Source organism: Ruegeria sp. AL7 (assembly GCF_056536105.1).
Window position 1 is genome coordinate 3,080,651 of the sequence record NZ_JBQFJF010000001.1, and the last position, 17,591, is coordinate 3,098,241.

Below are 17,591 nucleotides of genomic sequence, written 5' to 3' on the forward strand. Positions count from 1 at the left end.
CGAATGCAGGACCAGATCGAAACCTCGGCCGAGGCCGCAGAAGCTGCAGCGTTGCCAAGGTGTTACGAGGTGCACGCCGATCCAAAAGCCGAATCCGGAAGCAAAAAACTGCCCGAGACGCTGAAAAAACCGGTGGCCAGCAAAAGCCCTGCACAATGGGCCTACGAGCGGTTAATCCTGTATATCCAGAATTTCGAACAGACGCTGGACGGTGATCATGAGGTCGCCATGGGGTTCACCGGCGGCGATGCAGGCGTGATGCGGATCGAGGGGATGGGTTATTTCGACCCTGACATGATAACCTTTTACGGGTCAGATGGGACCGGAGCCCGCACGCAACTGGTGCAACATGTCAGCCAGTTGAACGTGATGTTGCGTGCGCTTCCCAAATCGGTTGAGGACAAGCCAGCCAACCGCATCGGGTTCCGCCTGGCTGCGGACCTGAAAGACAGCTGACTTGCAATTCACGTTTGCGCGCCTTTGAATGACTGTATCAGTTCGGAGGCGACCGCGTGAGCAGATATTTCCATGCCGTAACACATGCCTACGCGGGGGCTTGGGCCCGGCGTCGGGTTTTTGTGCCAATCTATTTCGCTGTGCGATTGCTGCTTGTTGCGCTGATCGCGCCAGGGGTGGCGCTGGCGGTCAATCTGGCAGTTTCCCTGTCTGACCAGACGGCCTTGACCGATCAGGACATTGCCATGTTCCTGCTGTCTCCGGTCGGATTTATCTCGTCAGTTGTAGTTTTGAGCCTGTTTCTACTGGCCGAGGTCTTTGTGTTCTCGGTTATGGCCGGGTCGCTGCGTATGGGCGAACAAGATCCCTGGCGTGCTGGCAGTGCGGCGCTCGCATTGATCCTGTCCCGTTTCCCTGCGTTGTTCGGATTTGCCGTGCGTTTCATCCTGCGTGTCCTGTTGCTTGCCCTGCCATTCGTGGCTGTCGCTGGCTTGATCGCTTGGTGGACGCTGACTGAATACGACATCAACTATTACCTGACCTTCCGCCCCCCCGCCTTCAAGGTGGCGGTTCTTCTGATCGGAGTGGTTGTTCTTGTACTGGCGTGGCTTTTGATCCGTCGCCTGTCCGCCTGGGCGCTGGCCCTGCATTTGGTCCTTTTCGAACGAACTGCGCCCCGAACGGCGTTTGCCCAAAGTGCGCAGAAGATCGAAGGCAGGCGCGGGCGGTTGAAGATCGAACTTGCCCTTTGGCTGGGGATGCGCCTTGTCATCGCCGCTTTGATTGCCGCAGTGGCCAGCCTTTTGTTTACTTTCGTACCCGTGCAGGACGGCAGCAACCTCAAGCTGGCCCTGACCTTCAGTTTTGTCGTCGCAGGGCTGTGGTCATTGGCGGGGCTGGTTCTGGCGGCAACGGCGCTGGGCGCGTTGGCCGTCTTGTTGGACGGGTTTTTCGATATTGACGCAAAAAAGATCGCCCACCCAGAACCCCGGAAAATTCGGGCGCCTGTATTTGTGACAGTGGGCGCATCCCTTGCCGCGTTGGTTATTGGCCTTTGGTCAGGTCAAAGTCTGCTGGAACGTGTGCAGGCCCCGGATCATGCCGAGGTCATTGGCCACCGGGGTGCAGCGGCCTTGCGGCCGGAAAACACGATGGCCTCGGTTCTGAAAGCCATCGAGGACGGCGCGGATTGGGTTGAAATCGACGTTCAGGAATCTGCGGATGATGTGATCATCGTGGCCCATGACAGCGATTTCATGAAGCTGGCGGGTGTTAACCTGAAGGTCTGGGATGCAACGATGGCGGATGTGGCAGATATCGACATCGGCAGCTGGTTTGATCCGGAATACGCCTCGGAACGAACGCCAACTCTGCGTGATGTGCTGGAGGCGGCCAAAGGCAAGTCCAGGGTTCTTATCGAACTGAAATACTATGGCCATGATATTGATCTGGAAAACCGGGTGATCAATCTGGTGGAAGAGTTGGAGATGCAGGACGAGGTCGCCACCATGTCGTTGAAATATCCGGCCGTCCAAAAGATGAAGAAACTGCGCCCGGACTGGCGTTCGGGTGTATTGGCGGCCACAGCCATTGGTGATCTGTCGGGGTTGGAGGGCGAGTTTGTCGCAATCAATGCAGGGATGGCAACTCCGGGCCTGATCCGAAAGGTTCACGATGCCGGTAAGGATATCTATGTCTGGACAGTGAACGATCCGCTGCAAATGTCCAAAATGGCGTCTATGGGCGTTGATGGTCTGATCACCGACCGCCCGGCCATGGCCAATGAGGTTCTGCGCGTGCGTGCCGAAATGGGACCAGCAGAGCGGCTGATGTTGTGGTTGGCCACGACTTTCGGATTGCAGGTCGACACCAAGGCGATGCGCGATGAAAGCCCTTAATCTTTCGCTGCTGTTGCTCGTTATTCCGCACGCCGCCTTGGCACAGGACTTGATGCGCCGGTTCGAAATGCCTGCCCATCGCGCCTTGATGGACCAGAGCGAAAGCGCCGAGCTGCAACCATTCGAAACAGACGGGTGTTCGGGTGGGTTGTCCGCAAGCTGGCGCTGGGTGGCAAAGCAGTTCCCGCAGGTTGGCGAGCTTTTTGAAGAACATCCGCCTTGGGAAAACTGTTGTGTGATCCACGACCGGGCATATCACAATGCCGGCGGCGCGGATTCGGCCGAGGAAAGCTATGACGCGCGTTTGGCGGCGGATGATGCCCTGCATGCCTGTGTTAAGGCGCATGGAGATCTGTATGCCGACGAATACGCGGATCGCTATGATATGGAACCTGACCAGATCCGCACCATTCACGCGATCACCGCGGATGCCATGTATGGGGCGGTTCGTTTCGGTGGCGGGCCGTGCAGCGGCCTGCCCTGGCGATGGGGGTTCGGTTATCCCGGATGCTCGGTCCTCAAGTAAGCGCGCCCTGCGCGCGAATGACGTGGTGACAGGCGTTTTGTTTTCCATTATCCAACAAATCAAACACGCGAATTGGGATTCTGAGACTCATGGCTGAATACAAGCACGGCGAAATGAACATCGACGTTCAAACCAAAACTTTCAACGGTTTCATCAAAGCCACCACCTGGTGTGTGGTCGCGATCGCCTTGTTGTGCCTGTTCCTGGCAGTTTTCGCCTCGTAAGCAATTCGGGGGCGGCTTTGCTCAGGATATTGACTGCGTGCCTTGTGGCCGCAACGCTGGCTGGTTGCGCTGCATCACAGCGCCCGCAAGCGGATCAGACTGAAATAACGTCCCGTTCCTATCGCGATCCGGGGCCATCGACCCTGACCTTGTACACGATGATCAGCACCCGGACCGGTTCGGGCGCGCATACGTCGTTGATGATCAGCGGCAGTGAGCGGGTTATTTTCGACCCGGCAGGGTCGTTCCGGGCGGATGTTGTACCGATCAGGAACGATGTGCTGTACGGTATTACCCCGAATGTCGAACGTGCGTATCGCAGCAGCCACGCCCGCGAAACACATTATGCGCGCATCCAGACGATCGAGGTCACTCCGCAACAGGCCGAAATTGCATTGCAACTGGCCAAGCAGATGGGCCCAGTGGCTGGTGCATTCTGTGCGAACTCTACCTCGCAGCTGTTGCAGCAGGTTCCGGGGTTCGAACAGATCACGACCACATTCTATCCGGTCAAACTGTCGGATCAGTTTGGAGCGCTGCAAGGCGTTCAAACGGCGGAGTACCGTGAAAACGACGACGCGGACCTGCAAAAGGGACTGGCGTTCAACAATGCGCGCCTGAACCAGCTGGACGCGGCTTCATCCAACTAAATACAGCAATATGTAAAGTGTTGCCGCCCCGGTAAAGATGGCGGCCAGCACATTCTTGGTTAGAATGCCCACAGACAGTGCAACCGCTGCGGCCGACATACGGGGTATATCCGGTTGTCCTTCGGTGGCTGCAGGCCAAACCACCAGCGGCGCGATCAGTGCGGGCAGGATGGCCACGGCTGTATATCGAAGGTGACGTAACAACCAGGGCGGCATCGGGCGATCACCGACGAGACCGATGAAGGTAAAGCGCAAAGCATAGCTGCCCACCGCAAGACCCGCGATGATGATCCATATTGTTGTCTGATCGATCTGGTTCATAGCGTGTTCCGCTTTAGCATCAATTCCGCCTGCGCACCGGCCATCATCCCTGCTGCGCCCGCGATCAGCAGGCCCAGATTGAACGGCACACTCACGGTCAGCAGGGCAACAACAATGGCGACCAGGGCGGCGATGACATGGGCCAGCGTACGCATCATTGGCCCAATCATCGCCAGAAAGGTGATCGGCAGGGCAAAGTCCAGCGCCCAACTTTCCGGTATTTGAGCACCCAGCACGGCACCCAGACAGGTTCCCAAAACCCACAGCGGTGTGATCGGAGTGACCGAACCCAGGAAATAGGCCATTCGCTGGGGGATCGTCAGATCAGGCTCTTTTTCGAACTGCGCGATTGAACAGGCGTAAGACTGATCAACGATCAGGTAAGCCGCACATGCTCTCTGCCACAAGGGCGCGGCACCCAGAAACGGCGTCAGTGATGCGGAATACATCGCAACCCGCAGGTTCACTGCCAGGGCTGAGATCAAAACGATGATTGTCGGCGTTTCATCCTGCAGAAGTTGCAGAGCTGTAAACTGCGCAGCGCCTGCAAAAACGGTGATGGAAAAGGCGATGGTCTGCACGATATTCAACCCGGCTTCTGTCGAGAAGACACCGAACAACAGACCAAAAGGCACAGCCACGAAGACAAACGGTGTGCCGTCGCGAAAACCTTTCCAGAAGTATGACTTGGATGTGGCAGAGGCCATGGCTAAATCCTATGGTGACGCCAGCAGCAGTATCGGTCTTGTGGAGGGGTTGCAATTGGTCACCGAAACCGACGTGTCAGACTATGTAATCGCTCCTGATCCGGGCGCGGCCCGCCTGACCCGTGCGGTCGAGGGGGTGGACCAGAATGGCGAGGTCAGTCAGATTTCAGTGGTTGAAGAGCGCCCACTGACGATCTTCCTCAACGCGCAGGAAATTGTGACGGCGATGACCATTGGCGACTATCCCGAATATCTGGCGCTGGGTTTTCTGCGAAATCAGGGCATGCTGCTGGCTAGTGATGAGATTACCCGTGTCGATTACGATGATGATCTTGAAACCGTAGTTGTCCGCACCGCACGCGCGACTTCGTACGAAGACAAGTTGAAGAAAAAGACACGCACCAGTGGCTGCGCTGTCGGAACGGTGTTTGGGGACATGATGGAGGGCCTTGAGGGCGTTCAGCTGCCGCAAGTGCAGGTGCGGACCTCGTGGCTTTACGAACTGGTGGCCAAGATCAACCGCACCCCGTCGCTGTATCTTGAAGCCGGGGCAATTCATGGGACTGTCTTGTGCCGGGAAAACCGCCCGCTGGTTTATATGGAAGACGTGGGTCGCCATAACGCTGTCGACAAGATCGCAGGCTGGATGCTGTCCGAGGGGGCGACGGCAGAGGACAAAATCCTTTATACCACCGGTCGCCTGACATCCGAGATGGTGATCAAAACGGCGATGATGGGCATTCCCGTATTGGCGTCCCGTTCCGGCTTCACCGCCTGGGGTGTTGAGATCGCGCGTGAGGTAGGCCTTACGCTGATCGGTCGGATGCGAGGACAGCGCTTTGTTTGTCTTTCTGGTGAGGAACGGTTGGTTCGTGATGTGGACCCGTCGACGGTTGTGGCCGAAGACAGGAAACACCGGCGGAAGAGCAGCCAATGAGTGATGAAAACAGGAAACCCCTCGGCGTCATCCTCGCAGGCGGGCAGGCCACCCGGATGGGCGGCGGTGACAAAGGTCTATTGCAGATTGGTGGGCAGAGCTTGCTGTCCCATGTCGTTGACCGGCTGTCTCCGCAAGTCGATGGTTTGGCCCTGAACGCAAATGGCGACCCCGAGCGTTTCAGCGATCTGACGCTACCCGTTCTGCCTGACTCGATCGAAGGCTTCGCTGGCCCTTTGGCCGGTGTTCTGGCGGGGCTCGATTGGGCGGCAGACCAGGGGGCCGACAGCATCGTAACGGCTGCCGCAGATACACCGTTCTTCCCACGTGATCTGGTGGCGCGCCTGCAAGAGGCGGCAGCGGGGCAGGTGCATCCTCTGGTCTTGGCCACTACTCCGCGAACGGGCGACGAGGCGCTGAAATCCGGTGGGGGCAGGCGGGTCAACCGGCACCCGACCTTTGGGCTCTGGCCTGTGGCGTTGCGCGATGATCTGCGGGCGGCTCTGACGGACGGGTTGCGCAAGGTCGTGCTGTGGACTGATAAACATGACGGGCGCGAGGCTTTGTTTCAGGCTGACCCGTTTGATCCGTTCTTCAATGTAAATACGCCTGACGATCTGGACCGCGCCCGGACATTGTTGGAGCAGGTATGAGAGTCTACGGCGTCACTGGCTGGAAAAACGCAGGCAAAACAGGGCTGATGGAACGGCTGGTGGCCGAGATCATGGGGCGGGGCTTTACCGTCTCAACCGTCAAACACGCGCATCACGGCGTCGATGTGGACCAGCCGGGCACGGACAGTCATCGTCACCGCGTTGCTGGCGCGAGCGAGGTGTTGCTTGCGTCGGGGCAGCGCATCGCTTTGATGCAGGAGCTGCGCGGCGCACCCGAGCCGCCATTGGGCGAACTGCTGGCGCGGCTTTCTCCGGTTGATCTGGTGCTGGTTGAAGGCTTCAAACGGGAAGGCCACCCAAAGATCGAGGCGTTTCGCGCCGAGGCAGGAAACCCTCTGATCGCGATTGAAAACGATACCGTTCGAGCCGTTGCCAGCGACACGGCGCTGGAACTGGATCGCCCGGTTTTCGACCTGAACGACACAGTCAGGATCGCGGACTTCATATTAGATGAGGTCGGTTTGTGACCCTGTTCCAGACCTTTGCCATGGTGGACTGGTCTGGTGGAAATGACACAGGACCAACGCCGCGCAAAGACGCGATCTGGGTCTGTATTGTGCGTGAAGGGCAGGCACAGGAACCCGAATACCTGCGCAACCGGGCGCTTGCCGAAGCGTGGCTGGATGCCCTGATCTGCACCGAACTGAAGGCAGGTCGCCGCCTGTTTCTGGGGTTTGATTTCCCTTTTGGATACCCGAAGGGTTTTGCCCGCGCGATGACCGGTACGGATGACCCCTTGACCTTGTGGGACTGGTTCAAACAGCATGTCGAGGACAGTTCGAAAACGAACAATCGTTTCGACTTGGCAGGCCGGATCAATCGACAATTCGGAGGAAGAGGCCCATTTTGGATGAATGGCCTCGGGCGTGACATTGATGGTTTGCCGAGAACCAAAACGGGCTATTCCAATCCGTTTTCCGACCGACGTGCGGTTGAAGCCTTGGCAAAAGGCAGTTTCACCTGCTGGCAGATGGCGGGTGCCGGCGTGGTCGGTGGGCAGGTGATGATGGGGCTTCCAGTTCTGAGCAGGCTCCGCCATCGCTTTGCCGGACAAGTCGCGGTCTGGCCGTTCGAGCCGTTGGATAAACCCGTCGCCTTTGTGGAAATCTGGCCGTCGCTCACCTTGGGTGCGCCACCGGACGGGCGGATCAAGGATGCCTGGCAGGTCGAACAGGTCGCCTTGACTCTGTCGCGTTTGACAGAGCAGGAGTTGAATGCGCAATTAGATGTTTCAGCGGCAGAGGAAGGCTGGATTTTGGGTGTTACACAGAACAAGCCGAACATAGCCCCGCCACCGTTGCGCAACGACTGTTTTGCGCTGCCAGCGGGTGTGGAGTGGACGCCGGTTGATGACGCCTTGGCCTGTTTGCGCGACAGGTTGCATCCGATTACCTCGGTCGAGGTGGTCGCGCTGAACAAGGCGAGTGGGCGCATTCTGGCAGAGGATGTGATAGCCCAACGTTCCAACCCGCCGCAGCCGAATACAGCCGTGGATGGGTTCGGGTTCGCTGGTCCGGTTTCAGATGGGCCACAGGTCCTGCCGCTGGTCGATGGGCGTGCTGCAGCCGGTATCCCGTTCGACGGTGATGTTCCCGAGGGTCAGGCAGTGCGCGTTCTGACGGGTGCCGCGCTGCCTGACGGAGTGGATACGGTTATTCTGGAAGAGGATGTCACAGTAAAAGACGGGCATATCGCATTCCATGGTCCGCTGAAACAGGGGGCGAATACCAGGCAAGTGGGCGAGGATGTGGCCGCGGGCGATCTGGCCCTGCCTACAGGGCGCCGATTGACACCGGCTGATCTTGCGCTGCTCACCGCTTTGGGCATTGCCGAGGTGAAGGTGCGCAAACCGCTGCGTGTCGCCGTGGTATCGACCGGTGATGAACTGGTCGACGCCGGAGAGTGCGCCGGACCGGGTCAGATATTCGACGCCAACCGCCCGATGCTTCTGTCTCTGGTCGAGAGATTGGGGTTTGTACCTGTGGATATGGGGCGTGTGTCAGATGATCGGGATGCCCTGCGGGAACGGCTGGACCAGGCTGCGGAACAGGCAGATGTGATACTGACGAGTGGTGGCGCATCTGCTGGTGACGAAGACCACGTATCTGCCTTGCTGCGCCAGGCGGGGGCGATGCAACATTGGCGGATCGCCTTGAAACCCGGTCGCCCTCTGGCTTTGGGGTTGTGGTCCGGAACTCCGGTCTTTGGACTGCCCGGCAATCCCGTTGCCGCCTTGGTCTGCACCTTGATCTTTGCGCGACCGGCGCTGGGCCTGATGTCTGGCGAAGGCTGGATCAAGCCGCAAGGGTTCGAAGTGCCCGCTGCCTTTGAAAAGCGCAAGAAACCGGGCCGCCGCGAATACCTGCGCGCGCGCATACGGGAAGGCCGGGTTGTAGTCTTCAAGTCAGAAGGATCAGGCCGGATCAGCGGGCTCAGCTGGGCCGAAGGGCTGGTCGAAATAGAAGATGGTGCCCGGCATATCCAACCCGGGGATATGGTTCGGTTTATCCCGTATGGCAGTTTTGGGTTGTGAAAATCACGGTCTCACGCGGTTTTTCTGATGCGGAACGCCCACTGGTGGCGACCCTGTTCTGGCAGGCATTTTCGGCGAAACTGAACAAAGTCATGGGTCCGGATGAAAAGGGGCTGGCTTTCTTCGAAACTTCGTTGAACCCGGATTTCGCGCTTGTTGCACGGGACAAGGAAGACCGGATTTTGGGGCTTGCAGGTTTCAAGACACGCGATGGTGCATTGGCCGGAGGCAGAATGTCAGACCTAGCAAAGGTCTATGGCTGGTTTGGGGCCATTTGGCGGGCCCTCATCCTCAGCATTTTGGAACGCGAACTGAAACCCGGTGTGTTTCAGATGGATGGCATATTTGTGGCCGCGGGCTCGCGTGGAAAAGGCGTTGGTACGGCCTTGCTGGATGCCGTTAAGCGTGAGGCGCGGAAACAAAACATGTCAGTGGTTCAGCTTGACGTTATCGACACAAATCCCCGCGCCCGCGCTTTATACAAGCGCGAAGGATTTCGGCCTGTGGGTGAAGAAAAAACCGGGCCTTTAAGTTACTTGTTTGGTTTCAGCAGCGCGACCAAGATGTCTTGGATCGTTTTGCCTGATTAATCAAACGTCCCGGCCACGCGCCCCAGCAACATGAACGCCCGCGCGGTGCGGGTCTCACCCAAAGCGCTCAGTTCTGCATCGCTTGCGGTGGGCTCGAACTCGGCCATCATCTTGTCGAAGCGGCGAAGAAAATGGTGGGCGGCGTCGCGGAAAATGGGATCCTGTTTCATCCGCGCAGCTGTCAGCGCCAGCGAAGACCTGTCGCGTACACCCCCCAGCGCGGCAACGGCGCGACCCCGCGTGCCCTGCGCGAACTGACGCCAGATTTCGGGCCGGGCCATGTCAGGGCGCAGGTCGTCCATATAGATGCCTTCCTGGCTGAGCAGTGTAAGAACATCCTGCGAGGCTTGCACGATCTGCGCCGTCTTGCGGTCTTTCAGCGCCACGCGCAGGGCGTTGAACCCTTCGGTGTCATTCTGAGTTTCCGGGAAGTTCAAGGCGCGGATAAAGATATCGGTGCTCAGCGGAGGCGCAATTTCTTCCGCAGACGTGCCCAGTTCAAGCGAGGTTTGAGCACCCGCAACGAGTGGTTTTGCAGGGGCATAAGGGGGCGTTGTGCGCTTGGTCGAAAATGTTGCCAGCGCGCTTTCGGTTTTTCGCGTCGCGGCTGCGATCTCATCCAGTTTCTTTGCTACCGCAGGTTCGTAGGTGCTGGATGCGCGCTGCTGCTGCGCCACATAAGCCTGGCGGATCGCATCAATCGCAGTTTGCAGCCGCGCGCTTTCCTCGCGCATCACGCGGCTGGCACGCATGGCAGTGGCCGCGACCCAGATCATCGCCACAGGCATGAAAACGGCCAGAAAGGTGACAACAAAACCACCGCTCTGCGCCTTATCTGGCAACACCAGAAAAACAACCGACACCACCAGCCAAATCAGGCTGAGCACCAGTGCGGCAATCTCAATCTCGGTGACAGACGGCGCCTTTGGGCGGTCATAGATGCCCAGCGAAGTCGGTCTTTCAGTTTCCGGGTCAGGTTTGGGCCCCGACATTACATGCGCTCCGGTCAGGCGTACTTGATACTCAGAATTTCATAAGAGCGCACGCCGCCAGGGGTGCGCACCTCGACACTGTCACCTTCGTCCTTGCCGATCAGGGCGCGGGCGATGGGGGATTTGATATTCAAAAGGCCAGCTTCGATATTGGCTTCATATTCACCGACGATCTGCCACGTCTTTTCTTCGTCGGTATCCTCGTCAACCAATGTAACCTTTGCGCCAAACTTGATCGCGCCAGACAGTTTTGCAGGGTCAATTACATCCGCCAGTGACAGGATACCTTCCAGTTCCTTGATGCGACCTTCGATAAACCCCTGCTTTTCGCGGGCTGAATGATATTCGGCGTTTTCTTTCAGGTCGCCAAGTTCTCGCGCCGATGCGATGGCTTCGATGATCGCAGGGCGTTCGACGGATTTGAGGTTCTTCAGCTCAGCTGCGAGTGCGGCATTGCCCGCAGGCGTCATCGGGATCTTTTCCATACTCTCTACGTCCACGCATAAACTGACTCGCCCCGCCGCACAGAAGCGTCGGGGCGAGTCCTAGGTTGACGATTACCTGACCCAAATACCACGTGAATTGCAAGGGGTGTCAGCAGGTGCAGCGATCAATTTGCAACATTGCGCCGGCGGGATTGTTTCGGGTGTGGCCTATGGCGATGGTCCGGTTGCCCACCCTTGCACCATCGCTTTGAAGGCGTGCAGAGCCACAGCATCTCAATCATATTGAACCACTTCAAACTCGATGCCGTTGTCATCCCTGAAATAGAACCGACGACCCGGTTCGTAATCGGCATGATTATGGGGTTCGAACCCGGCCTTGCGCACCTTGGCCTCGGTTGCATCGATATCTTCGACCAGAACACCAACATGATTCAGCCCGCCGACGATATCGTAGCTGCTTTCGACCAATGGTTTCGGCGCATCTGGTTTGTAAAGCGCAAGATAGGTGTGGGCCGATCCGACATGCACCGTGTATCCGCCTGATATTGCGGGTCCTTCCCACCGTGTTTTCCAGCCAAAGACCTGCTGCATCCAGGCGGCCGAGGCCTGTGGGTCGCTGACAGTGAAATTGGTATGTTCAAGCGTTGCCATCATGGGATCTCCTTTTTTGGCTTGTTTCGACTCACCGTAATTTCTAAACCTAACTTTAGGTCAAGGTATTTCTTCGAGGGCGACATGGCTGTTTCAGAAGGGTTGGCAATCGGGGCATTGGCCCGACGTACGGGGTTGGCCGTTTCGGCGATCCGGTATTACGAAGCACAGGGTTTGATCGCGCCCTGGCGCAATGCAGGTGGGCAGCGACGTTACCAGCGGGCAGATATCCGGCGGCTGAGCTTTGTCATGATCGCACAGCAGTTCGGCCTGACCTTGCCTGAAATTCGCGAGGTCTTGTCGGGCTTGCCGGGAAAGCGAACACCGACACCACAGGATTGGAAAGCCATAAGCGTGCGGTTGCGCACTCATCTGGATCAGCGAATCGATACCCTGATGCGATTGCGCGACAATCTGGACGGCTGCATCGGGTGTGGGTGCCTCAGCTTGCCGAAATGCAAGCTTTATAACCCCGATGACAGGGCAAAATCCCATGGTAGCGGTCCCAGATACCTGATGGGTGATGCACCAGAGGACTGATGTGTCGAATAGCGCCCTTGTTACGCCGTGTTTCGATTGACCAAAGTCTTACTGACCATGTAATCAGCCGTGAAACAAAATTGCGCAGATCCTGCAGTGACAGCGCCAATTCGGAAAGTAAGCTAGGGAGCCCGCGATGGCCGAGATTGAACGCGAAGCAATGGAATATGACGTGGTGATCGTAGGCGCAGGTCCTGCGGGCCTGTCGGCGGCCATTCGTCTGAAACAGCTGGATGCGGATCTGAACGTTGTCGTTCTGGAAAAGGGCTCGGAAGTGGGCGCTCATATCCTGTCTGGCGCAGTTCTCGATCCCTGCGGGCTGGATGCTTTGATCCCGGATTGGAAGGCTAAGGGTGCTCCGCTGAACGTGCCGGTGCATGAAGACAATTTCTACATGCTGGGCGAGGCAGGCAAGATCCGCATCCCCAACTTCCCGATGCCGCCGCTGATGAACAACCATGGCAACTACATCGTTTCGATGGGCAATGTTTGCCGCTGGATGGCCGAGCAGGCCGAGGAACTGGGCGTGGAAATCTTCCCCGGCATGGCCTGTTCCGAACTGGTTTACGGCGATAACGGTGAAGTCAAAGGCGTAGTGGCCGGTGTCTTTGGTCTGGAAGCGGACGGCTCTTATGGCCCCAACACCGAGCCGGGTATGGAATTGCACGGCAAATACGTCTTCCTGTCGGAAGGTGTGCGCGGCTCACTGTCCAAGGAAGTCATCGCCAAATACGACTTGTCTGCCGGCAAAGAGCCGCAGAAATACGGCGTCGGCATGAAAGAGATCTGGGAGATCGATCCGGCAAAGCACAAGGAAGGTACGGTCACGCACACAATGGGCTGGCCTCTGGGCGGCAACGCAGGCGGCGGGTCGTTCATCTATCATCTTGAAAACAATCAGGTCTATGTCGGCTTTGTGGTTCACCTGAACTACAAAAACCCGCACCTGTACCCCTACATGGAATTCCAGCGCTTCAAGCATCACCCGATGGTGGCCGAGCTGCTGAAAGGCGGCAAGCGCGTGGCTTACGGTGCCCGTGCGATCACCGAAGGCGGCCTTCAATCGATGCCCAAGCTGGTGGCACCGGGCGTGGCGCTGCTGGGCTGTTCTGCGGGCATGGTCAACGTGCCGCGCATCAAGGGCAACCACAACGCGATGCTGTCGGGCAAGGCCGCGGCTGAGGCTGCTTATGACGCGATCAAGGCTGACCGTTCAGGCGATGAGCTGACCGCTTACGAGGCCGATGTCCGCAATGGCGCAATTGGCAAGGACCTGAAGAAGGTGCGCAACGTCAAGCCGATGTGGTCCAAGTGGGGCATGATCCCTTCGCTGGTGCTGGGTGGTCTGGACATGTGGACCAACACATTGGGCTTTTCGCTCTTTGGTACGCTGGGACATGGCAAGAACGATGCCCAGTCGACCGAGGAAGCCAGCAAGCACAAGCCGATCAATTATCCCAAGCCCGATGGCACGCTGTCCTTTGACCGTCTGACCAACGTGTCCTTTGCGGCAACCAATCACGAGGAAAGCCAGCCCTGCCACCTGCGCCTGACGGACCCGGATATCCCGGTCAAGGTCAACCTGCCCAAGTTCGACGAACCGGCGCAGCGCTATTGCCCGGCAGGCGTGTACGAAATGGTCGAGGATGACAACGGTCCGCGATTCGTCATCAACTTCCAGAACTGCGTTCACTGCAAAACCTGCGACATCAAGGATCCAAGCCAGAATATCACTTGGACCACACCGCAGGGGGGCGACGGACCAAACTATCCGAACATGTAAGCAAAAAACCGGCAATGGCAGGGTCGTGAAGGCTCTGCCATTGCCTCTTGCCGACCGAAGCCCTAGCTTAACCGTCAGTCAACGATAGTAAGGCAGGATTTCGGTGGTTTCCCTGGTTCGTCGCGCGGCATTGTCCGTGCTGCTCATGTCGTCGGTCGCAGTTCCGGCCTATTCGGATTCGGGTGCCGGTTCATATCTGGCCGGGCGTCAGGCGATCTACGAAAGCGACTATTCTGCGGCGGAAAGATACTACGCCCAGGCTCTCAGGTTTGATCCGGAAAACGCGCTGCTCTTGGAAAGCGTTGTCGTCGCCCGCCTTGCGCTGGGGGAAATTGCCCGTGCTTTGCCTGTTGCAAAGCAGATCGAGGAAGCCAACCTTCCCAGTCAGGCCGCGCGTATGGCGATTTCGGCTAATTTGATTGCAGACGGCAAGTTTGACGAACTTTTGGCGCGTGACCCTGAAACGCAGGGGATCGGTCCTTTGGTTGATGGGCTGATGATTGCATGGGCCCACCTGGGGCAAGGTGAAATGACAAAGGCCATGGAGCAGTTCGATGCCGTGGCCACGCAGGAAGGCCTCAGGGAGTTTGCGCTGTATCACAAAGCCATGGCACTGGCCTCTATCGGCGATTTCGAAGGTGCCGAGGTGATATTTGCGGATAACAACGGCGCGGTTGCGCGGTTCTCGCGCCGGGCCGCGCTGGCCCGTACAGAGGTGCTGTCACAGCTGGATCGCAACGAAGACGCCATACAGTTTCTGGACGATGTGTTTGTTTCCGGTAGCGATCCGACCATTGAAGCCTACACCGGCCAATTGACCGCGGGCGAGACGCTTCCGTTCACCCACGCGGGCTCTGCGCTGGATGGAATGGCGGAAATTTTCTTTACCGTTGGTGCCGCATTGAACAGCGAGGCTTCGGCTGACTACGTCCTGCTTTACGCACGACTGGCGAGCTTTCTGCGCCCTGACCACGTGGACGCCATTCTGCTGAGCGCGGAATTGCTGGACAAGCTGCAACAGTATGATCTGGCCGTTGCCGCCTATCGCATGGTCCCGGCAAGCAGCAATGACCACCATGCCGCAGAACTTGGGCGGGCCGAAATCCTGGACAAATCCGGAAAAACCGATGCAGCCATTGAAGTTCTTCAAAATCTGGCGTTGCAAAATCCTGATTTGCCCAGCGTGCATGTTTCTCTGGCAGATCTTCAGCGTCGTCAGGAAAACTATGCAGCTGCGGTTGCCTCTTATGACACTGCGATTGCTCTGACGGACAGTCAGGCAGGTGGGAATTGGTTCCTGCACTACGCGCGCGGCATAAGCCACGAGCGGCTGAAGCAGTGGGATCAGGCTGAAACCGATTTCCGCCGGGCGCTGGAGTTGAATCCGGATCAGCCGCAGGTGCTGAACTACTTGGGCTATTCTTTGGTAGAACGGAAAGAAAAGCTGGATGAAGCGCTGGACATGATCCAACGCGCGGTCGAAGCCCGCCCGGATAGCGGCTACATCGTGGATAGTCTGGGTTGGGTTCTGTTCCGTCTGGGTCGTTACGAAGAAGCGGTCGAGCATATGGAGCGCGCGGTCGAGTTGATGCCTGTTGATCCGGTCGTCAATGATCATCTGGGGGATGTCTATTGGGCTGTTGGACGTGCGCGCGAGGCCGAGTTCCAATGGAAGCGGGCGCTGTCCTTTGTTGACCCCGAAGACACAGATGGCGAGGCTGACCCAGATCGCATTCGACGCAAGATCGAGGTCGGACTAAGTGCCGTTCTGGCCGAAGAAGGTGCGGAACCTTTGAAAGTCGCAAATGGAAATTAAGGCGTTTGCGCCCGCCAAGATCAACCTGACCCTGCATGTGACCGGACGTCGTAAGGACGGTTATCACCTGTTGGATTCGTTAGTGGTTTTTGCTGATCTCGGCGATCAGTTGACATTCACACCCGGCCCCGAGCTGACTATGGACGTGAGTGGGGAGTTTGCTGAAGGCGTGCCCACGGACAGCCGTAACCTGGTCTGGAAAGCGGCCGAAGGTGTCGGTTGGACCGGGCATATCGACCTGACCAAATCTCTGCCCCACGGCGCAGGTATTGGGGGTGGGTCATCGGATGCGGCCGCCACGCTGAATATGCTGGGCGGTCTGGGCCGTGACATCCCGCCTGACCTGCCGTTGTCACTGGGGGCAGATGTGCCCGTTTGTCTGGAAAGCCGGGCGATCAGAATGCAAGGCATTGGCGATCGTTTGGCGGCGGTGAACTTTCCGAACCTACCCGCCCTGTTGGTCAACCCGAATGTGCCGGTGCCGACAGGAGCCGTTTTCAACGCGCTGGCGTCCCGAGACAATCCGCCGATGCCTGAGCTGGTTCCAGATTTTGAAGACGCTGAAGCCTGTGCCCTGTGGTTGCGTGATCAACGCAATGATTTGCAGGTACCTGCCATGGGCGTTGCACGTGAGATCGAACAGGTTTTGGACGAGTTGAACATGACCAGTAGTGCCCTTGTGACGCGCATGTCGGGGTCAGGATCAACCTGTTTTGCCCTATATCCCACAATGAAAGACGCGCATTTCGCGGCCTATGAGATCGGTGCGGCGCATCCTGACTGGTGGTGCCGCGCGACGCAGCTTAACTAAGGCGCGAGACCACGTAATCGGCCAGTTCGCGCAGCAGGCTGCGAATTTCATGATCGGGCAGAACATCCAAAGATGCCTTTGCCTTGTTCGCCCAGCCCAAAGCGTCCTGCCGGGTTTTTTCCAGCGTTGCGTATTTGTCCATCAAACCCAGCGCATGATCCAGATCGCCATCCTGTTGGCGGCCTTTTTCGATCGTACGCTCCCAGAAAGCGCGTTCTTCGGGCGTGGCCTGTGCAACAGCCTTGATGACGGGCAGGGTCAGCTTTCGTTCACGGAAATCATCGCCCACATTTTTGCCGGTTGTCTTGCTGTCCCCTTGATAGTCCAGCAGATCGTCTGCAATCTGGAATGCGATCCCCAATGCGTCACCATAATCGAACAGGGCCTTGATCTGTTCTTCCGATGCACCGGCGATCACGCCGCCCACCTCGGTCGCAGCTGAAAACAAAGCTGCCGTCTTGCCGCGCACGACCTGTAGGTAAACGCTTTCATCTGTCCGCAGGTCGGTTGCTGCGGTCATTTGCAGCACCTCGCCTTCGGCGATGGTTGCTGAGGCATTGGCCAAGATATCCAGAACCCGCAGCGAACCCGTTTCGACCATCAATTGGAAGCTGCGAGAAAACAGGTAATCACCGACCAGCACACTGGATTTATTGTCCCAAAGTAGATTTGCGGTCGGGCGTCCGCGCCGCTGCGCGCTCTCATCCACAACGTCGTCGTGCAGAAGGGTAGCGGTATGGATGAACTCGACCGTGGCAGCAAGGCGTACATGGTGCTCGCCCGAATAGCCAAACAGCCGCGCGGCTGCCAATGTCAGCATCGGCCGCAGGCGCTTTCCGCCCGCCTCGACCAGATGCTGGGTCACTTCGGGGATACGTGGGGCATGGTCCGACGCCATCCGGGTGCGGATCAACGTATTCACAGCCTCCATTTCACCCGCCAATATATCAGCGAGGCGCTCATGCGGTTTTGAGATCATGCCGACGGTCATCATTCTCCTGATACAAGGCTCGACTTCCGCCCCGCCTTGCCCTTA

Annotated in this window: 20 protein-coding genes; 14 read left to right on the forward strand and 6 right to left on the reverse strand. The window is 57.9% G+C overall.

Annotation, left to right across the window (positions count from 1 at the left end; translation table 11 throughout):
- Nucleotides 1-3: 3 nt before the first annotated feature.
- The 5 genes from ACR3E2_RS15445 to ACR3E2_RS15465 all read left to right on the forward strand — a co-directional run bounded on the left by ACR3E2_RS15445 (nt 4) and on the right by ACR3E2_RS15465 (nt 3,754).
- Complete coding sequence (locus ACR3E2_RS15445; RefSeq protein WP_209598676.1) at nt 4-456, forward strand: DUF6173 family protein; 453 nt, start codon at nt 4-6, stop codon at nt 454-456.
- Between the two features lie 56 nt (nt 457-512).
- Nucleotides 513-2,354, forward strand: a complete 1,842-nt coding sequence (locus ACR3E2_RS15450; RefSeq protein ID WP_480483078.1) for a glycerophosphodiester phosphodiesterase — start codon at nt 513-515, stop codon at nt 2,352-2,354.
- The gene (locus ACR3E2_RS15455) at nt 2,341-2,880 is read left to right on the forward strand and encodes a hypothetical protein (protein ID WP_480483080.1); all 540 of its coding nucleotides are present in this window, start codon (nt 2,341-2,343) and stop codon (nt 2,878-2,880) included. The genes ACR3E2_RS15450 and ACR3E2_RS15455 overlap by 14 nt, the downstream gene beginning before the upstream one ends.
- An 89-nt stretch (nt 2,881-2,969) precedes the next feature.
- Nucleotides 2,970-3,104: an aa3-type cytochrome c oxidase subunit IV gene (locus ACR3E2_RS15460; RefSeq protein WP_267364539.1), complete on the forward strand. Its 135-nt coding sequence runs from the start codon at nt 2,970-2,972 to the stop codon at nt 3,102-3,104.
- A 17-nt stretch (nt 3,105-3,121) separates the two neighbouring features.
- Nucleotides 3,122-3,754, forward strand: coding sequence for a hypothetical protein (locus ACR3E2_RS15465; protein ID WP_480475007.1), 633 nt, complete (start codon nt 3,122-3,124; stop codon nt 3,752-3,754).
- Here ACR3E2_RS15465 and ACR3E2_RS15470 read toward each other — a convergent pair.
- Together ACR3E2_RS15470 and ACR3E2_RS15475 are read right to left on the reverse strand one after the other, a co-directional pair.
- Nucleotides 3,743-4,075: an AzlD domain-containing protein gene (locus tag ACR3E2_RS15470; RefSeq protein WP_267364537.1), complete on the reverse strand. Its 333-nt coding sequence runs from the start codon at nt 4,073-4,075 to the stop codon at nt 3,743-3,745. The two genes, ACR3E2_RS15465 and ACR3E2_RS15470, sit on opposite strands and share 12 nt — an antisense overlap.
- Entirely contained in the window at nt 4,072-4,782 is a 711-nt protein-coding gene (locus tag ACR3E2_RS15475) for an AzlC family ABC transporter permease (RefSeq protein WP_480483082.1), read from the reverse strand. Before ACR3E2_RS15475 ends, ACR3E2_RS15470 begins: the two co-directional genes overlap by 4 nt.
- Between ACR3E2_RS15475 and fdhD the strand changes: the two genes are divergently transcribed.
- Genes fdhD through ACR3E2_RS15500 form a run of 5 tightly spaced genes read left to right on the forward strand, consistent with a single transcriptional unit; the run spans nt 4,781 to nt 9,516 of the window.
- Complete coding sequence (fdhD, locus tag ACR3E2_RS15480; RefSeq protein WP_480483085.1) at nt 4,781-5,719, forward strand: formate dehydrogenase accessory sulfurtransferase FdhD; 939 nt, start codon at nt 4,781-4,783, stop codon at nt 5,717-5,719. The two genes, ACR3E2_RS15475 and fdhD, sit on opposite strands and share 2 nt — an antisense overlap.
- Nucleotides 5,716-6,372: a molybdenum cofactor guanylyltransferase MobA gene (mobA, locus tag ACR3E2_RS15485; RefSeq protein WP_209506605.1), complete on the forward strand. Its 657-nt coding sequence runs from the start codon at nt 5,716-5,718 to the stop codon at nt 6,370-6,372. The genes fdhD and mobA overlap by 4 nt, the downstream gene beginning before the upstream one ends.
- Nucleotides 6,369-6,860: a molybdopterin-guanine dinucleotide biosynthesis protein B gene (gene mobB, locus ACR3E2_RS15490; RefSeq protein ID WP_480483087.1), complete on the forward strand. Its 492-nt coding sequence runs from the start codon at nt 6,369-6,371 to the stop codon at nt 6,858-6,860. The genes mobA and mobB overlap by 4 nt, the downstream gene beginning before the upstream one ends.
- Entirely contained in the window at nt 6,857-8,926 is a 2,070-nt protein-coding gene (locus ACR3E2_RS15495; RefSeq protein WP_480483089.1) for a molybdenum cofactor synthesis domain-containing protein, read from the forward strand. The genes mobB and ACR3E2_RS15495 overlap by 4 nt, the downstream gene beginning before the upstream one ends.
- The gene (locus ACR3E2_RS15500; protein WP_480483091.1) at nt 8,923-9,516 is read left to right on the forward strand and encodes a GNAT family N-acetyltransferase; all 594 of its coding nucleotides are present in this window, start codon (nt 8,923-8,925) and stop codon (nt 9,514-9,516) included. Before ACR3E2_RS15495 ends, ACR3E2_RS15500 begins: the two co-directional genes overlap by 4 nt.
- On the opposite strand, the gene ACR3E2_RS15505 is transcribed toward ACR3E2_RS15500, so the two are convergent.
- The 3 genes from ACR3E2_RS15505 to ACR3E2_RS15515 all read right to left on the reverse strand — a co-directional run bounded on the left by ACR3E2_RS15505 (nt 9,513) and on the right by ACR3E2_RS15515 (nt 11,608).
- A complete protein-coding gene (locus ACR3E2_RS15505) occupies nt 9,513-10,508 on the reverse strand; it encodes a hypothetical protein (protein ID WP_480483093.1) in 996 nt (331 codons plus the stop codon). The genes ACR3E2_RS15500 and ACR3E2_RS15505 overlap by 4 nt on opposite strands.
- Nucleotides 10,509-10,522: 14 nt before the next feature.
- Nucleotides 10,523-10,993, reverse strand: a complete 471-nt coding sequence (greA, locus tag ACR3E2_RS15510) for a transcription elongation factor GreA (RefSeq protein WP_209506599.1) — start codon at nt 10,991-10,993, stop codon at nt 10,523-10,525.
- A 234-nt stretch (nt 10,994-11,227) separates the two neighbouring features.
- The gene (locus ACR3E2_RS15515) at nt 11,228-11,608 is read right to left on the reverse strand and encodes a VOC family protein (protein ID WP_209598670.1); all 381 of its coding nucleotides are present in this window, start codon (nt 11,606-11,608) and stop codon (nt 11,228-11,230) included.
- An 81-nt stretch (nt 11,609-11,689) separates the two neighbouring features.
- Here ACR3E2_RS15515 and soxR point away from each other — a divergent pair, with 81 nt between their 5' ends.
- The 4 genes from soxR to ACR3E2_RS15535 all read left to right on the forward strand — a co-directional run bounded on the left by soxR (nt 11,690) and on the right by ACR3E2_RS15535 (nt 16,555).
- Nucleotides 11,690-12,145 carry a redox-sensitive transcriptional activator SoxR gene (soxR, locus tag ACR3E2_RS15520; protein WP_209598669.1) on the forward strand — a complete coding sequence of 152 codons (456 nt, stop codon included), beginning with the start codon at nt 11,690-11,692 and terminating at the stop codon, nt 12,143-12,145.
- A 136-nt stretch (nt 12,146-12,281) separates the two neighbouring features.
- Entirely contained in the window at nt 12,282-13,928 is a 1,647-nt protein-coding gene (locus tag ACR3E2_RS15525; protein WP_480483095.1) for an electron transfer flavoprotein-ubiquinone oxidoreductase, read from the forward strand.
- Between the two features lie 145 nt (nt 13,929-14,073).
- On the forward strand, nt 14,074-15,744 hold the full coding sequence (locus ACR3E2_RS15530; protein ID WP_480483364.1) for a tetratricopeptide repeat protein: 1,671 nt from the start codon (nt 14,074-14,076) through the stop codon (nt 15,742-15,744).
- Nucleotides 15,734-16,555: a 4-(cytidine 5'-diphospho)-2-C-methyl-D-erythritol kinase gene (locus ACR3E2_RS15535; protein ID WP_480483097.1), complete on the forward strand. Its 822-nt coding sequence runs from the start codon at nt 15,734-15,736 to the stop codon at nt 16,553-16,555. The genes ACR3E2_RS15530 and ACR3E2_RS15535 overlap by 11 nt, the downstream gene beginning before the upstream one ends.
- Here ACR3E2_RS15535 and ACR3E2_RS15540 read toward each other — a convergent pair.
- Nucleotides 16,548-17,546, reverse strand: coding sequence for a polyprenyl synthetase family protein (locus tag ACR3E2_RS15540; RefSeq protein WP_267363260.1), 999 nt, complete (start codon nt 17,544-17,546; stop codon nt 16,548-16,550). The two genes, ACR3E2_RS15535 and ACR3E2_RS15540, sit on opposite strands and share 8 nt — an antisense overlap.
- Between the last annotated feature and the right edge of the window lie 45 nt (nt 17,547-17,591).

Coding starts and splice junctions, on each gene's coding strand:
- ACR3E2_RS15445 (WP_209598676.1), top strand. CDS start 4: ATGCAGGACCAGATCGAAACCTCGGCCGAGGCCGCAGAAGCTGCAGCG.
- ACR3E2_RS15455 (WP_480483080.1), top strand. CDS start 2,341: ATGAAAGCCCTTAATCTTTCGCTGCTGTTGCTCGTTATTCCGCACGCC.
- ACR3E2_RS15460 (WP_267364539.1), top strand. CDS start 2,970: ATGGCTGAATACAAGCACGGCGAAATGAACATCGACGTTCAAACCAAA.
- ACR3E2_RS15470 (WP_267364537.1), bottom strand. CDS start 4,075: ATGAACCAGATCGATCAGACAACAATATGGATCATCATCGCGGGTCTT.
- fdhD (WP_480483085.1), top strand. CDS start 4,781: ATGGCTAAATCCTATGGTGACGCCAGCAGCAGTATCGGTCTTGTGGAG.
- ACR3E2_RS15475 (WP_480483082.1), bottom strand. CDS start 4,782: ATGGCCTCTGCCACATCCAAGTCATACTTCTGGAAAGGTTTTCGCGAC.
- mobA (WP_209506605.1), top strand. CDS start 5,716: ATGAGTGATGAAAACAGGAAACCCCTCGGCGTCATCCTCGCAGGCGGG.
- mobB (WP_480483087.1), top strand. CDS start 6,369: ATGAGAGTCTACGGCGTCACTGGCTGGAAAAACGCAGGCAAAACAGGG.
- ACR3E2_RS15505 (WP_480483093.1), bottom strand. CDS start 10,508: ATGTCGGGGCCCAAACCTGACCCGGAAACTGAAAGACCGACTTCGCTG.
- greA (WP_209506599.1), bottom strand. CDS start 10,993: ATGGAAAAGATCCCGATGACGCCTGCGGGCAATGCCGCACTCGCAGCT.
- ACR3E2_RS15515 (WP_209598670.1), bottom strand. CDS start 11,608: ATGATGGCAACGCTTGAACATACCAATTTCACTGTCAGCGACCCACAG.
- soxR (WP_209598669.1), top strand. CDS start 11,690: ATGGCTGTTTCAGAAGGGTTGGCAATCGGGGCATTGGCCCGACGTACG.
- ACR3E2_RS15525 (WP_480483095.1), top strand. CDS start 12,282: ATGGCCGAGATTGAACGCGAAGCAATGGAATATGACGTGGTGATCGTA.
- ACR3E2_RS15530 (WP_480483364.1), top strand. CDS start 14,074: ATGTCGTCGGTCGCAGTTCCGGCCTATTCGGATTCGGGTGCCGGTTCA.
- ACR3E2_RS15535 (WP_480483097.1), top strand. CDS start 15,734: ATGGAAATTAAGGCGTTTGCGCCCGCCAAGATCAACCTGACCCTGCAT.
- ACR3E2_RS15540 (WP_267363260.1), bottom strand. CDS start 17,546: ATGACCGTCGGCATGATCTCAAAACCGCATGAGCGCCTCGCTGATATA.